This is a genomic window from Macrococcoides caseolyticum, assembly GCF_002902665.1.
In the GTDB taxonomy this organism is placed as follows: Bacteria; Bacillota; Bacilli; order Staphylococcales; family Staphylococcaceae; genus Macrococcoides; species Macrococcoides caseolyticum.
Genome location: NZ_PPRM01000042.1, coordinates 31,922 through 47,286 on the forward strand (window position 1 = coordinate 31,922; position 15,365 = coordinate 47,286).

Annotated in this window: 14 protein-coding genes and 1 riboswitch; of the genes, 11 read left to right on the forward strand and 3 right to left on the reverse strand. The window is 36.6% G+C overall.

Features of this window, described 5'->3' with window-relative positions; translation table 11 throughout:
* Positions 1–124 precede the first annotated feature (124 nt).
* Together pepF and CD152_RS06880 are read left to right on the forward strand one after the other, a co-directional pair.
* Positions 125–1,924 carry an oligoendopeptidase F gene (pepF, locus tag CD152_RS06875; protein ID WP_101140573.1) on the forward strand — a complete coding sequence of 600 codons (1,800 nt, stop codon included), beginning with the start codon at positions 125–127 and terminating at the stop codon, positions 1,922–1,924.
* A gap of 17 nt (positions 1,925–1,941) precedes the next feature.
* On the forward strand, positions 1,942–2,643 hold the full coding sequence (locus CD152_RS06880; protein ID WP_103214553.1) for an SDR family oxidoreductase: 702 nt from the start codon (positions 1,942–1,944) through the stop codon (positions 2,641–2,643).
* A gap of 44 nt (positions 2,644–2,687) precedes the next feature.
* Here CD152_RS06880 and CD152_RS06885 read toward each other — a convergent pair whose 3' ends face one another.
* From CD152_RS06885 to CD152_RS06895, 3 genes are read right to left on the reverse strand one after another with little or no spacing between them, the layout of a single operon-like run.
* A complete protein-coding gene (locus CD152_RS06885) occupies positions 2,688–3,632 on the reverse strand; it encodes an IS3 family transposase (RefSeq protein WP_111626087.1) in 945 nt (314 codons plus the stop codon).
* A complete protein-coding gene (locus tag CD152_RS06890; RefSeq protein WP_101042853.1) occupies positions 3,563–4,090 on the reverse strand; it encodes a helix-turn-helix domain-containing protein in 528 nt (175 codons plus the stop codon). Before CD152_RS06890 ends, CD152_RS06885 begins: the two co-directional genes overlap by 70 nt.
* Positions 4,091–4,148: 58 nt before the next feature.
* Positions 4,149–5,015: a CvfB family protein gene (locus CD152_RS06895; RefSeq protein WP_099483613.1), complete on the reverse strand. Its 867-nt coding sequence runs from the start codon at positions 5,013–5,015 to the stop codon at positions 4,149–4,151.
* A 174-nt stretch (positions 5,016–5,189) separates the two neighbouring features.
* Here CD152_RS06895 and CD152_RS06900 point away from each other — a divergent pair, with 174 nt between their 5' ends.
* The 9 genes from CD152_RS06900 to lysA all read left to right on the forward strand — a co-directional run bounded on the left by CD152_RS06900 (position 5,190) and on the right by lysA (position 15,220).
* A complete protein-coding gene (locus tag CD152_RS06900) occupies positions 5,190–6,791 on the forward strand; it encodes an ABC-F family ATP-binding cassette domain-containing protein (protein WP_012656952.1) in 1,602 nt (533 codons plus the stop codon).
* A 62-nt stretch (positions 6,792–6,853) separates the two neighbouring features.
* Positions 6,854–7,027, forward strand: a riboswitch (Lysine riboswitch).
* A gap of 71 nt (positions 7,028–7,098) precedes the next feature.
* Positions 7,099–8,322, forward strand: coding sequence for an aspartate kinase (locus CD152_RS06905; protein WP_012656953.1), 1,224 nt, complete (start codon positions 7,099–7,101; stop codon positions 8,320–8,322).
* A gap of 18 nt (positions 8,323–8,340) precedes the next feature.
* Positions 8,341–9,330 (forward strand): aspartate-semialdehyde dehydrogenase, encoded by a 990-nt coding sequence (locus tag CD152_RS06910; protein WP_101140910.1) that lies wholly within the window; start codon positions 8,341–8,343, stop codon positions 9,328–9,330.
* 17 nt (positions 9,331–9,347) lie between these two features.
* Positions 9,348–10,238, forward strand: coding sequence for a 4-hydroxy-tetrahydrodipicolinate synthase (gene dapA / locus CD152_RS06915; RefSeq protein WP_103214555.1), 891 nt, complete (start codon positions 9,348–9,350; stop codon positions 10,236–10,238).
* Complete coding sequence (gene dapB / locus CD152_RS06920; protein ID WP_012656956.1) at positions 10,235–10,957, forward strand: 4-hydroxy-tetrahydrodipicolinate reductase; 723 nt, start codon at positions 10,235–10,237, stop codon at positions 10,955–10,957. The genes dapA and dapB overlap by 4 nt, the downstream gene beginning before the upstream one ends.
* Positions 10,958–10,969: 12 nt before the next feature.
* Complete coding sequence (gene dapD / locus CD152_RS06925; protein WP_086038699.1) at positions 10,970–11,689, forward strand: 2,3,4,5-tetrahydropyridine-2,6-dicarboxylate N-acetyltransferase; 720 nt, start codon at positions 10,970–10,972, stop codon at positions 11,687–11,689.
* Between the two features lie 54 nt (positions 11,690–11,743).
* Entirely contained in the window at positions 11,744–12,889 is a 1,146-nt protein-coding gene (locus CD152_RS06930) for a M20 metallopeptidase family protein (RefSeq protein ID WP_012656958.1), read from the forward strand.
* Entirely contained in the window at positions 12,886–13,968 is a 1,083-nt protein-coding gene (gene alr, locus CD152_RS06935) for an alanine racemase (protein ID WP_101037473.1), read from the forward strand. The genes CD152_RS06930 and alr overlap by 4 nt, the downstream gene beginning before the upstream one ends.
* On the forward strand, positions 13,949–15,220 hold the full coding sequence (gene lysA, locus CD152_RS06940; RefSeq protein ID WP_101037475.1) for a diaminopimelate decarboxylase: 1,272 nt from the start codon (positions 13,949–13,951) through the stop codon (positions 15,218–15,220). Before alr ends, lysA begins: the two co-directional genes overlap by 20 nt.
* The last annotated feature ends 145 nt before the right edge of the window (positions 15,221–15,365 follow it).

Below are 15,365 nucleotides of genomic sequence, written 5' to 3' on the forward strand. Positions count from 1 at the left end.
CTTTTAGTATTATATCCAATTTGATGCTAGATATAACATAAAATTATAAATAAACGAACTTTCTAAATTATTAGAATAGTAGTACAATGGAGGTGTTGATTTAAAAATGAAAGGAAGATGATTTATGGGATTACCATCAAGAAGTGAAGTTAATGCGTCAGAAACATGGGACTTATCTCCCCTGTTTAAAGATGATGCTTCGTTTTATCAAGCGTTAGAACAAGCAGTAGAAAATGCACGTGAATTCAACAAGAAATATAAAGGTAATTTAAACAACACAGACATAATCCATGAAGCGTTAGATACATATGCAGAGCTTAATATCGCATTAGACACTTTAGGAAATTATGCAAACTTACAGTTCAGTACAGATCAGACTAACCCTGATGCTGGAAAACTATACAGCAAATTTTCTTCAAGTTACGGTAAGATTGCAAGCGAGCTTACATTTTTAAATTCGGAACTTATAGCAAAAGAAGAATCAGAGCTTATAACTTTGAAAGATACCCTGCCATATAGTCGTTTCTTTGAAAAATTAATTAAAGCGAAACCATATGAATTACATCCAGAGGTTGAAAAGGCTCTAGCATCGTTCTCTCCAGTGTTTAATGCTCCTTATAATTTATATGATACGACTAAGATGCAGGATATCGATTTCGGTACATTTGAAGCACACGGTAAGACGATACCGATGAGTTATGTTTCGTTCGAAGGTGAACTAGAAGTTGATAATGATACAGAAGTTAGACGCAACGCCTTTAAAGCTTTCTCAGATACTTTGAGAAGGTACGAGCACACTACAGCAAAGACTTATGATACACAAGTGAAGCAGGAAAAGATTGAATCTGAATTAAGAGGATATGATTCAGTCATTGACTTCCTGTTACACGATCAGGAAGTGTCACGTGATCTATACAATCGCCAAATTGATTTAATAACGAAAGAACTTGCTCCACATATGCGTCGTTATGCAAAACTGATACAAAAAGCAAATAAACTTGAAACAATGAAATTTGAAGATTTGAAGATTTCATTGGATGAGTCATCTGAACCAGATATTACAGTAGAAGAATCACGTGATTACATTAAGAAAGCACTCTCTGTAATGGGCGAAGAATATATGCAGCTCGTGAACGATTCTTATGACAAACGCTATATTGATTTTGTACAGAATAAAGGGAAATCTACTGGCGCTTTTTGTGCAAGTCCATATGCTACCAATCCATTTATCTTAATTTCTTGGACGTCTAAAATGACTGAAGTATTTGTGTTAGCACATGAATTAGGACATGCTGGTCATTTTAACTATGCGAATAATAACCAGAATATATTTGATGCTAACTGCTCACTGTATTTTGTTGAAGCCCCGAGTACGATGAATGAGATGCTTATGGCAAATCACTTATTAAAAGAATCGGATGATCCTAGATTTAAACGCTGGGTAATTGCATCGATTATTTCTAGAACGTACTATCACAATTTTGTGACACACTTGTTAGAAGCGGCATATCAACGTGAAGTCTATAATCGCGTAGATGCAGGTGAATCGCTTACTGCCCCACTTCTTAATGAAATAAAGCGTAACGTCATTTCAGATTTCTGGGGAGATGCTGTAGAAATTACTGAAGGTGCGGAACTGACATGGATGCGTCAACCCCACTATTATATGGGATTATATCCCTATACGTATTCTGCAGGACTAACGATTGCGACACTTATGTCTAAACGAATATTAGAAGAAGGACAACCTGCTGTAGAAGCTTGGACTGAGGTATTAAAGGCTGGTGGCTCTAAAACTCCTGTAGAGCTTGCCAAAATGGTCAACATCGATTTAACTACCGATGCCCCACTTAAAGAAACGATTGCTTATATCGGAAGTCTCGTTGATGAACTTGAAAAACTAACAGAAGAAATTGAAAATTAATAAAGGACTGATATGTAATGTCTAAACAAAAAGTAGTTGTGATTACTGGTGATCAGAGTGGTATCGGTAAATGTGTTAAAGAAAGTTTTGAAAAAAATGGCGCAATTGTATGTGGCATCGATATACAGGAAGGAAGTTTTTATCACGGTGATATCGCTGATGAGAAGGTGCTGGAAGCATTTGTATCGAAAGTAATAACACACTACCAAAAAGTAGATATTATTATTAATAACGCATTACCAGTCATGAAAGGTATTGATGATTGTACATATGAAGAATTTCAACATGCGCTTTCAGTCGGTGTAACTGCCCCATTCTACCTTGTGAAGTTACTGAAACCTCATTTAAGTGAAGGTGCATCAATTGTAAATATCAGCTCTACTCGTGCAATGATGAGTCAAGCTCAGACTGAAAGTTACAGCGCAGCAAAAGGCGGTATTCATGCGCTTACCCATGCATTAGCAGTGAGTTTAAGCGGCATTGCGAGTGTAAATGCTATCAGTCCGGGGTGGATTGACACTACAAATACAATCTATAAAGGTGCAAATGCGTACCAGCACCCTGCAGGTCGTGTTGGCAAACCTGAAGATATTGCGGAAATGGTCAAATTTCTATGTTCAGAAGAAGCGGCATTTATAACAGGTGAAAACATTACGATTGACGGTGGTATGAGCAAATTAATGATTTATCACAATGACCAAGGATGGTCGTTGCAATAAAAAAACGGCTGATTTGTAGTGAACCCAAAAAGTTGAACTTTTTATTAAGCTACTTTCATTAAAGCAAGATTTCTGTATTCTACAGGAGTCTTGCTTTTTAATTTTCTCTTCTTTCTGACTAAATTATAATACTCCATATAGTCAATAATCTCCTCTTCTAGTTCATCATAAGAATCAAATGTTTCTCCATAAAACATTTCTTGTTTTAAAATACCAAAGAAATTCTCCATCGGAGAATTATCAAGACAATTACCTTTTCTAGACATGCTTTGAATAATTCTATTCTTTTTCAAAGTTTGTACCCAAGATTTATGCTGATATTGCCACCCTTGATCGGAATGGATTGTAGTTCTATAGGGAAGGTCTGGAATTACATTAATTGCTTTTAACAATAATTCCATAACGAATTCCAATGTTGGACGCTTACTAATTGAATAAGAAATAATCTCCTTCGAACATACATCAAAAATTGTTGACAGATATAGCTTAGTTCCATTTTTAATGTTGAATTGTGTTACATCAGTAAGTAATTTTTGATATGGGCGATTAGTTATGAATCTACGATTCAATTTATTCTTAGCTGTTTTGCCAACTCTCCCTTTGTACGACTTATATGTTCTATTTCTATATTTAAACTTTGTACAAAGTAAATTATTTTCTCTCATTATTCTAAGAACTTTTTTATGGTTAACTACAAAACCTAACTCTCTTAGTTCGTCGGTTACTGTACGATAACCTATCCTATTTTTATGTTTGTTAATGATTTCTTTAATCAAAGTAATTAAATAATTGTCTTTATGTTTAGTGACACTAAGTCGTAATTTCCAATAATGGTATACACTTTTCGCTATCATAGCTACTGATAATATTTCTTTTAACTTATAGTTAGATTCATTCCTTAACTCAATAATAGCAGCTACTATTTCTTCGTTTGATTTTTTCGAGCTAAGGATTGTAACTTTTTTTCGAGAGCAATTGCGATTTCTAATCTCCTGTTTTCCTCACGTAAGCGTATTAATTCTTGTCGTTCACTTTCGTTTAAACTAGTGTTATCAACCTTTTTATTTTTCATAGTTTTAGACGCACGACCCTTCGGTTTTGATTCTAAACCTAGGATACCATATTGATTGTATTTCATCTGCCACTGAGCTATTAAAGTAGGATTAGTAATCTCAAAGATTCTAGCAGTTTCTTTATATGAAAGTTGATTAGTAATTCTATACTGAATGATTCTTAATTTTTCATCTGTTGAATATTTCTTTCTGGTCATACTGGATATAAGGCCGTCAATACCGAAGGTATCAAATTGGTAAGTCCATGTTTTTAGCTGTGAAGGATCGATATCATATTTGTTACTTAATGAATCATAACCAATATTTCCTTCTTTATATTCTTTGATTAGTTTTAATTTAAAATCAAGATCATGCTTTTTATTCAAAATAAACACCCCTAAAGTTGAATTTTAAGGTTCAACTTTAGGGGTGCACTTCAATTCAGCCGTTTTTTTATTGATTTAATTTAATTTTATCGGGTTCAATAGTGATGCGCTTACTCTTGTATAATCTGCCGATTGCGCGTTTAAAGCTCCCTTTACTCATATTAAATACGTCTTTGATTGCTTCGGGATCTGATTTATCAGAAAATGGAAGCTCCCCACCATACTCGTTCAGCATCGTTAAAATCATTTCGGAATCATCATCCATACGTTCATGCGCAAGTGGTAAAAATGAGCCATTTAATGTCCCGTCTTCTTTATGACCAATGATACGTACTTCAACAGCTTCACCAAGACGTGGTTCGCTACGTCGCTCTGATTCATGCACGAAGATTTTGTACCCTTCTTTTGACAGTAAAAATGTGCCGACACGTAAGAGGCGATAAGGATGTGCTGTAATCGTTGTATGAAGTAGTGTTTCAGGTGCCGCGGTGTACATCGTATCTACAATTGTTTCACTTGCAAGACGACCGTATAATTGATCATTTCTATCCACTCTGAGACATGCAAAAACTTCATCCCCTGCCTCTGGCCACACTTCTTTTAATTTTGGAAGATCTTCCCACGGAATAACAATTTCACGCGGTATACCGATATCTACGGTTACACCATCACGGTCTTTTTTGATAACCTTTACCCAGTCATAACGATCGGTTGAGATATCAGGTATGTTTTGTGTTGCAAATAAATCGCCAGTACGACCTGGATAAACGAAAAATGAATAATCTTCGCCGATTTCCAGCTCATCATCCTCTAATACTTCAGATGCATTGAGCTTTACTTCTTCGCTGTTTGGTCCTAATAAATAATAAGTAGATCCTTCTAGACGGTCTACACGAAGGAAGTCGATACTTCCTGATAATTGTTTTTGTTCCATATGTCTCTCCTTTAAGGCTCTGCCTTTATCAATTACTTATTATAACACATAATTAAAATATAGTCTGTTAATGTATAAATGTACTGTAAAGCATGCTATTATTGAATGTGGAATGCAAATTTGTTATCCATATATGGTATAATTTACGCGAAATAATTATAAAGGAGATCATACATGTTACAAGTATCTAATGTTAGTTTACGTTTCGGAGATAGAAAGTTATTCGAAGATGTAAACATTAAATTCACTCCAGGCAACTGCTATGGATTAATCGGTGCGAATGGTGCCGGAAAATCAACTTTTTTAAAAATCCTATCTGGTGAGATCGATTCGCAGACGGGCCACGTTTCATTAGGAAAAGATGAGCGTTTATCTGTTTTAAAACAGGATCACTTTGCCTATGAAGATGAACGCGTATTAGACGTCGTACTTCGTGGAAATGAAAGATTATGGAATGTAATGAAGGAAAAAGATGAAATCTACATGAAACCTGACTTTTCCGATGAAGATGGTATGCGCGCAGCTGAACTTGAAGGTGAATTTGGTGAAATGGGTGGCTGGACTGCAGAAAGTGATGCACAAGTATTACTCTCTGGACTCGGTATTAAAGATGAGTTACACGAAAAGAAAATGTCAGAGCTTGAAAACAATCAGAAGATCAAAGTGCTATTAGCTCAGGCCCTATTTGGCGAACCTGATGTATTATTACTGGATGAGCCGACGAACGGTCTTGATATCCCTGCCATCAGCTGGTTAGAAGAATTTTTAATCAACTTTGAAAACACTGTAATCGTAGTATCCCATGACCGTCACTTCTTGAACAACGTATGTACGCATATTGCTGATCTTGACTACGGTAAGATTAAAATCTATGTTGGTAACTATGACTTCTGGTATCAGTCGAGTCAGCTTGCACAACAAATGTTACAGGATTCAAACAAGAAGAAAGAAGAAAAAATTAAAGAACTTCAGGACTTCGTTGCACGTTTCTCAGCAAATGCATCAAAATCTAAGCAAGCAACGAGCCGTAAAAAGATGCTTGAAAAAATTGAACTTGACGACATTCAGCCATCAAGTCGTAAGTACCCGTTTGTTAACTTTAAACCCGAACGTGAAATTGGTAATGAGCTGCTTCAAGTGCAAGGATTATCAAAATCCATTGATGGCGTTAAGGTCTTAGATAATATCTCATTCACAATGAATCCGAATGATAAAGCTGTGCTTGTTGGTGATTCAGAGATCGCTAAGACAACATTACTTAAAATCTTAGCTGGAGAAATGGAGCCTGATGAAGGCACTTATAAATGGGGTGTAACTACAAGTCAGACGTATTTACCGAAAGATAACTCTGAATACTTTGACGGTAAAAATATTGACCTTGTAGAATGGTTACGTCAGTATGCTCCACCAGAAGAACAAACTGAAACATTCTTACGTGGTTTCCTGGGACGTATGCTTTTCTCAGGTGAAGAAGTCCGTAAGAAAGCAACGGTATTATCAGGTGGAGAGAAAGTACGTTGTATGTTAAGCAAGATGATGTTATCGAGTGCGAACGTATTATTATTAGATGAACCGACAAACCATCTGGACTTAGAAAGTATTACTGCAGTAAACGATGGCCTTAAAGCATTTAAAGGCTCAATCATCTTTACTTCACATGACTTTGAATTCATCAATACAATCGCCAACCGTGTCATCGACTTAAATGTCACTGGTGGTCTCTCAAAAGAGGTTACTTATGAAGAATACTTAAAGGAACAAGGCGTATTAAAATAATTTTCTAAAAATACTTTACAATTCAGAATACTTTTTGTATGATTATATTCATAACTTAATAAAGAAACAGATGAGGCGCATCAATCATGAGTACATAACTACCCTACTGCAATAAGTTATGGAAAGGGTGCGATGCCGAAACACTATATTATGTTGCAGCATACATAGTGTTGGATTCACAGGTTAAGAGCTAAGAATCTGTCATTATATTACTATAATGGAGTGCATCGCTTGTATATAAACGTTAACAAGTCCGGAGCATATCCGGGCTTGTTTTTTTGTTGCAGATGCCATAGGAGGATTTTAATTGCATAATCAATTAACTCAATCAAATATTCGGATACTAAAGTTTGGAGGGACGTCAGTTAGTGATTTCGATAAGATTAGCACAGTCGCTAATTACTTAAAGGAACGCACAGAAAATAATGAAAAACTAGTTGTCGTCGTTTCTGCAATGGGAAAAACTACAGATGACCTCATGAGAAATGTTAGTTCAATCTCTCGTACACCGAAAGAAAGTGCATTAGCGATGCTGCTTACTACTGGAGAACAGCAGACCATCTCATACTTATCGATCATATTGCATGATCTCCACGTTGCATCTATTGCAATGACCGGTAGTCAGGCGGGTATTCGCACGAAAGGACATTATCTTAAAAGTAAGATTACTGAAATTAATGATCAGAAACTCATTGAAAATTTCAAATCATATGACGTCATCATTATCGCAGGGTTTCAAGGTATAAATGAACAGGATGAAATCACCACGCTCGGCCGTGGCGGTAGTGATACTACAGCGGTAGCACTGGCAGCAGCGTTAAGCGCTCCTTGTGAAATTTATACAGACGTTACAGGTGTCTTTGGAACAGACCCACGTATCTATCCTGAGACAAGACATATAGATGAGTTAAGCTTTGAAGAGATGATGGAACTCTCCTCTCTCGGAGCTGGGGTGCTTGAGACAAGAAGTGTTGAAATTGCTAAAAATCATAATATTCCGATCTATCTCGGAAAAACTTTATCAGATGAGAGAGGAACCTGGATTATGCCAAAAGACCAAATACTCGAGAAAAAAGCAGTGACTGGTGTCGCTCTAGATAATGATATGGAGTATGTGACGCTAAGTTACCCTATGAATGACACAAAATTATTAAATCAATTATTTGATGAGTTAGAACAAGAAGAAGTCAATATCGATATGATATCTCAAATCGTAAACTTAGATGGCCTTCAAATTTCATTCACAATGAAAGACACAGATAAGTTACAGATTGAACGTATTTTTAATAGATTAAGTACAAACTACCCGGCTATCAGCCATCAGTCGCGTTCAACGTATGCGAAGCTTTCTGTCATCGGTTCAGGTATGAGAGATATGAGCGGAGTGGCATCAAAGGTATTTAAATCATTGATTCATAATGAAATCCCCTTCTATCAGGTAACAACAAGTGAAATATCGATTTCATATGTTATAGATAAAGAAAACGGTGAACATGCAGTACAGTCATTATGTAAAGTATTTAATATATAAAATTAAGGAGAGTCAATTATGTATAAAATTGCAGTTGTAGGTGCTACAGGTTTAGTCGGACAAAAAATGCTTGAAGTTTTAGAAAGAAAACAGATTCCGTTTAATGAACTCGTATTATATTCATCTCCGCGTTCAGCCGGTAAATCTATAGAATATCAAGGTAAAACGTATACAGTAAGAGCTTTAAACGAAGAAGAAGCAGTTCAGAAATTTGATTTTGTCCTTATGAGTGCAGGAGGTGCTACAAGTGAACGCTTTTCACCAATCTTTGAATCTGCCGGCAGCATCGTAATCGATAATTCAAGTGCTTTTAGAATGCATGAGGATATCGACCTCATTGTTCCTGAAGTCAATTCACCCAAACTCAAGCGTAAAATTATCGCTAATCCGAACTGTTCTACGATTCAGTCTGTCGTACCACTTAAACCACTGCAAGATAAATATGGTATTAGACGCGTTACCTACACAACTTATCAAGCTGTGTCAGGAAGCGGTGCTGCAGGTATCAACGACCTTAAAAATGGCGCACAAGGCATTGCACCGACAAACTATCCCCACCCTATCTATAACAATGCTTTACCTCATATCGATGTATTTTTAGACAATGGATACACAAAGGAAGAACAGAAGATGATTGATGAGACGAAGAAGATTCTTGGATTACAAGATGTAAAGGTAACAGCAACTTGTGTCAGAATCCCAGTTCAGGATAGTCATTCTGTCGCAATCAATGTCACACTTGATAAAGAAGCTACAGTTGAAGAAATAAAACAGCTCTTCGAAAATGACGATTCAGTCGTGCTTATAGATAATCCACCGGACAATGAATACCCAATGGCGATTACAGCGACAGGAACTGATCATGTTTATGTAGGACGAATCAGAAGAGATAACTCATTAGAAAATTCCTTCCATATCTGGTGCACTGCCGATAACCTTCTAAAAGGTGCAGCACTAAATGCGGTTCAAATTTTAGAACAGATCCATACGCACCAATTAAATCGATGATTCTAAGGAGCGATATAATGAACATACACTTTAAAGGAACAGGTGTTGCAGTAACCACACCATTCAACGGACAGACGATAGATTACAACTTATTTGAAGATCATTTAAATTTTCTTATCAACAACAATGTTGAAGCATTGATAATTAATGGAACAACTGGTGAAGGTTCTACATTAACAGAAGATGAAAAACTCAAAACGATTGAAATAGCGGTGCGCGTTGCACATGGCAGAGTTCCTGTAATTGCTGGCACAGGAACAAACAATACTCAGGCAACAATTGAACATTCATTAAAGGCCAAAGCTTTAGGCGTTGATAGCATCATGCTAATTACCCCTTACTATAATAAAACAAATCAGCGTGGTCTTCTCGCACATTTCACTACAATTGCAGATGCTGTAGAACTACCGGTATTACTCTATAATGTACCTGCCAGAACCAATATGACGATAGAGCAGGAAACTGTTGCAGCCCTGGCAGAGCATCCTTATATATACGGTATAAAAGATGCGACAGGTGATATAAACTATATGAAAGCACTAAAATCTGTAGTCCCCGATGACTTTGCATTATATAGTGGCAATGATGATGCTGTCCTGCCATTTTATGAAGCGGGTGGTGATGGCGTGATTTCAGTTATTGCAAATGCGATACCAGCAGAGTTCAGTGATATTTACCGAACATATCAGGTTAATCGCCATGAAGCTGAGCGTCAGTTCAACAACCTACTCCCTCTCATAAATCCATTATCTGTAGACGTAAATCCTATACCAATCAAAGCATTGGTCGCTTATATCGGTTATGCGAATGGTGAATTACGATTACCTTTAGTTCCAATGCTAGAACAAGATACAAAACAGCTGATTGAAGTATATAATCGTATTGCTAAAGGAAGTGATCTTTCATGAAGATTATTTTAAATGGTTACGGAGCTATGAATGAACGTGTGGCACATCTAGCTGAGAAGAGAGGACATGAAATAGCAGGTATAATATTAAGTAAAAAAAAGTCAGCACCCTACCCTGTCTATACATTAGACAAATTAGAAATGCTTCCAGAAGCTGATGTTATCATAGACTTTTCTAATCCAGCCTTATCTATTCCATTATTAAAAAGTGATGTCGATATCCCTATTGTTATGGCTACAACGGGAGAAAAAGAATCAATTATCGAGCTGCTAGAATTAAAAAGTGTGCACTCTCCTGTATTTTTCAGTGCAAATATGAGTTACGGTGTCCATGTACTCACGGAACTCGTTAAATATGCAGTACCGTTGTTAACAAATATGGATATCGAACTGATTGAACGTCATCATAATAAAAAGGTTGATGCGCCAAGCGGGACACTCGTTAAACTGTTAGATGCAATTACTTCAGAACGTTCATTAAACCCCATCTATGATCGCACAGACATTCATACCCCACGTAATAAAGATGATATTGGCATCAGTGTTGTACGTGGGGGTACGATTGTCGGCGAACATGAAATATTATTTGCAGGACATGACGAAACAATTCAGATTACCCATCAGGCATTAAGTAAAGATATATTCGCCAATGGAAGTATCGATGTTGCAGAGAAATTAATTCAGAAAGAAAAAGGCTATTACACATTTGAAAATTTATAATAAAGGAGCATAATAATGCAGGAATTTACAGCACAGGAAATTATACAATACATTAGTGACTCAGAAAAAAAGACACCAATTAAAGTTTATCTAAATGGAAACTTTTCAGATGTAACTTTTCCGGAGAATATGAAAGTATTCGGATGTGAGACATCAAAAACACTCTTCACAGAACTGTCAGAGTGGGAAAAGTTCTATGAAAACAATGAAACACTTGTGACTGATTTTGAAATTGAATATGACAGAAGAAACTCAGCAATTCCATTGATTGATCAGACAAAAGTTAATGCTAGAATTGAACCTGGAGCTTTCATCCGTGAACATGCAGTTATTCATGATAATGCAGTTATTATGATGGGTGCAACAATTAATATCGGTGCTGTCGTAGGCGAAGGAACAATGATCGATATGAATGCCACACTTGGTGGTCGTGCAACAACTGGTAAGAATGTTCATGTAGGTGCAGGTGCAGTACTTGCTGGCGTAATTGAACCTCCAAGTGCACAACCAGTGATCATAGAAGACGATGTACTTATCGGGGCAAATGCTGTTGTACTAGAAGGTGTATGTGTCGGCAAAGGTGCAGTTGTAGCAGCTGGAGCGATCGTCACTGAAGATGTCCCTGCTGGTAGTGTTGTAGCTGGGACACCTGCTAGAGTAATTAAGCAAGCTCATGAAGTAGAAGGCAGTAAGATTGAGATTGTACAGGCATTAAGACAGTTAAAGAAATAGCAGGAAGCTAATTGTGCTTGTCACAATTAGCTTTAAATTTTATGAGGTGAAACAATGGAATTAGATTATATTACACATATTAGACGCACATTGCATATGTATCCAGAATTAGGATTTGAAGAATACAAAACAACAGAATTAATCAAATCAGAACTTGATAAAATGGGAATCGCTTATGATTCTCCCCTAGGTACTGGTTGTGTTGCTTATATTAAAGGTACAGGAACATCTTCAATTGCTTTTAGAGCTGATATTGATGCCCTGCCAATTCAGGAAGAAAATGATGTGCCCTACCGTTCTCAACGTGATGGAGTAATGCATGCTTGTGGACACGATGGTCATACGACAATGCTACTCGCATTAATACGACGCATTAAACAAAGCCATGACATTATACCTTTAAGTTCAACTGTTTACTTTATATTTCAGCCATCTGAAGAGTCAGGTGCTGGCGCTCATCATCTACTGGATGCATATCAATTTGAAATTCAACCTTCATATATATTCGGATTACATATGCAGCCTGATAACGATGAAGGTACATTACTAAGCAGACCTGGTGCATTAACTGCCAGCGCTACTGAATATCGTTTCTTTATTAATGGCACATCGAGTCATGTTGCGAACAAGGAACAAGGACATTCGACTGCTGAAGCCTTGACGATGATACTCAATCAACTCTCTCAAATACAGCATTATCATCTTCCAGGTTTAAAGTCGAATATCATTCATATTGGGAAATTACATGCGGGTGAAGCAATCAATACAGTGCCTAGTAATGGTTATTTAGAAGGTACAATCAGAACATACGATATGGACAACCTAGCAGTTATCAAACAACAGATGGAGCATATTGCAAACTCTGCTCAGGTAATTACCGGTTGTACAATAGAAGTTAAATTTGCGGAAGGGTATCCTCCAACGATAAATAACGAGTCAGCATATGCATTCATGAGCGAAGCTTTGATTGATAGTAAAATCAATAGAATAGAAAAAGAAGAACCTTATTTATTTGGAGAAGATTTCTCTTTCTACGGAAAAGTCATACCAAGCACCTTCGCATTTTTAGGGTGCAGAAACGAAGATAAACATTTTGTTACAGGTCTTCATACGTCGACGTTCAACTTTGATGAATCCGCATTGATATATGGGATTGACGTTCTGGAAGCAATTTTTAACAGATTTGAGGGGTTACAATGACTGCGCGATGGACTGTAGATCGTACTAAGTTTATAGAAAATGTGAAATCCGTGATAGATAATACTCCTGTAATGGCCGTCGTAAAGAACAATGCCTATCATTATGGACTGGAATTTGCAATAGATGCATTTCTACAAGCTGGTATTACAACTTTTAGTACAACCAATTTAAATGAAGCAATTCTCATAAGAAAAATAGCACCAGAAGCTACTATATTTTTGATGAATCCAGTTACTCGATTCAATGACTTAAGACAATATAATATTCAAATGACGCTACCTTCTTTAGCTTTCTATCATAGGTATCAGTCTGAATTAGACGGGATATCAGTACATCTCGAATATGAAAATCTTCTCCATCGCTCAGGGTTTAAAACATTTGAGGAAATGAAAGCTGTAATTGATGACAATAATCAGTTACCTGTTCATTTACAGATGAATATTAACGGGATATGGACCCATTTCGGCTATGCCGATGAATTTGATGTTATAGAATACGAAATTGAAAAAGAAGCCTGGTTAAAAGGGCTGAAATGGATTTCTAGGTATCATACTTTTGAAATGATCCATAGTCAAAATAGCGCAAGTTTTATACGAGATAAGATATTTGATGAACACACACATGTCAGAATTGGCATCATCCTGTATGGGAGCAGACCCTATGCATCATTAGATGAATCCGTTACGCACCAATCATTAACTGTTAGTGCAAATGTAATTCAAGTAAGAAATATATCAAAGGGAGAATCTGCAGGATACAGCTTCGCTTTTACAGCAGAAAAAGAAACAAAGCTCGCTGTAGTAGACATCGGTTATGGAGATGGCATATTGAGGACGAGAAGTAAGCATGACTGCATTATCAAGGGGAGACGTTACCCTATTCGCGCTTTGATGATGAGTCATATGTTTGTAGAAGTAGATAATACAGTAGAAGCTGAAGATGAAGTAATATTGTATAGTAATGAGATTCGTATCGATGAATTTACCTTTAAGGGCATCGGAGCAAATTCAGAACAACTCAGCGCCTTGAACCATCAATCACTAATAAAGGAGTATATCAATGACATTGACATATATTAATAATCAACTTACTATTAACGACCATAATATTCGACAAATCGCTGAACAATATGGTACACCATTATTTATTTACGATGAGGATGAGATACGCAATCAGTGCAGAAGATTTCATCATGCATTAAAAGCTTCTGGATTAAATTATACGATTTCATATGCCTCTAAAGCTTTTACATCTGTGCAATTATTTAATTTGATGCACGAAGAGGATATGGGACTTGATGTGGTTAGCGAAGGAGAATTGTATACAGCACTTAAGTCTAAAGTTTCTGCTTCAAAAATGCATTTTCATGGAAACAATAAAACGGATCGAGAAATTAAATACGCGATCGAGTCAGGTGTTGAGTATTTTGTTATCGATAGTCTTGATGAAATTGAACGCATCAATGATATTGCGCATTCATTAGGTCAAACTGTAAAAGCAGTACTGCGCATCAATCCTGGTGTTGAAGCTCACACGCACGAATTTATTCAGACCGGCCAGGAAGATAGCAAATTTGGCTTAAGTATCAGACATGGACTCGCAATAGAAGGTGTAAGACAAATTGAAGCTGCGCCTCACATCGAATTCAAAGGTGTTCATTTCCACATCGGATCACAAATATTTGAGTCTACAGGCACAATCAAGACAATTGAACTGGTCATAAACTGGCTGACACAACACAAAATTGACATTGATATTTTAAATATTGGTGGTGGTTTCAGCATCAAATATACTTCAGAAGATATCAGCTACCCTATCGAAGAAGGCATTAAAAGGATAGCCGAAACACTAAAAAATGAATGTAAGAAACATTCCTATCCTGTACCAGAAATATCATTAGAACCTGGGCGTTCAATCGTTGGTGAAGCTGGTATTACAGTCTATGAGGTTGGTACTGTCAAAGAGATTCCTGATACAAACTGTTATGTATCCATAGACGGTGGTATGAGTGATCATATTCGCACAGCATTGTATAACGCGAAATATGAATTACTACTTGCAGATCGATATGAAATACACAATAAAGAAGTAACCGTCGCCGGTAAATTATGCGAATCTGGAGACATTATTATGCGCAATATAATGCTCCCCTCGTCAATTAAACGTGGTGATTTGCTAGTGGTTAAAGCTACAGGTGCGTACCATTATAGTATGAGCTCTAATTATAATCAGATGTTAAAGCCAGCAGTAGTCTTTGTCACTAAAGATAACGTACGAGAAGTAATAAAAAGGCAATCTTTAGAACATCTGATTGCAAACGAAATTTATTAACCCCCCTTTGTAATTCTTGGGGGTTTTTTTAAATACATTTAAGGTTTACATAACATTATTATAATTATTTTTTATAATAAAAAATATCAACCCCCAACAATTAGTCGGGGGTTGATATTAACGTTCATATATAATTTATTGCATT

Bases quoted from the DNA above. Each gene is read 5' to 3' on its own strand.
- pepF (WP_101140573.1), top strand. From the start codon at position 125: ATGGGATTACCATCAAGAAGTGAAGTTAATGCGTCAGAAACATGGGAC.
- CD152_RS06880 (WP_103214553.1), top strand. From the start codon at position 1,942: ATGTCTAAACAAAAAGTAGTTGTGATTACTGGTGATCAGAGTGGTATC.
- CD152_RS06895 (WP_099483613.1), bottom strand. From the start codon at position 5,015: ATGGAACAAAAACAATTATCAGGAAGTATCGACTTCCTTCGTGTAGAC.
- CD152_RS06900 (WP_012656952.1), top strand. From the start codon at position 5,190: ATGTTACAAGTATCTAATGTTAGTTTACGTTTCGGAGATAGAAAGTTA.
- CD152_RS06910 (WP_101140910.1), top strand. From the start codon at position 8,341: ATGTATAAAATTGCAGTTGTAGGTGCTACAGGTTTAGTCGGACAAAAA.
- dapA (WP_103214555.1), top strand. From the start codon at position 9,348: ATGAACATACACTTTAAAGGAACAGGTGTTGCAGTAACCACACCATTC.
- dapB (WP_012656956.1), top strand. From the start codon at position 10,235: ATGAAGATTATTTTAAATGGTTACGGAGCTATGAATGAACGTGTGGCA.
- CD152_RS06930 (WP_012656958.1), top strand. From the start codon at position 11,744: ATGGAATTAGATTATATTACACATATTAGACGCACATTGCATATGTAT.
- alr (WP_101037473.1), top strand. From the start codon at position 12,886: ATGACTGCGCGATGGACTGTAGATCGTACTAAGTTTATAGAAAATGTG.
- lysA (WP_101037475.1), top strand. From the start codon at position 13,949: ATGACATTGACATATATTAATAATCAACTTACTATTAACGACCATAAT.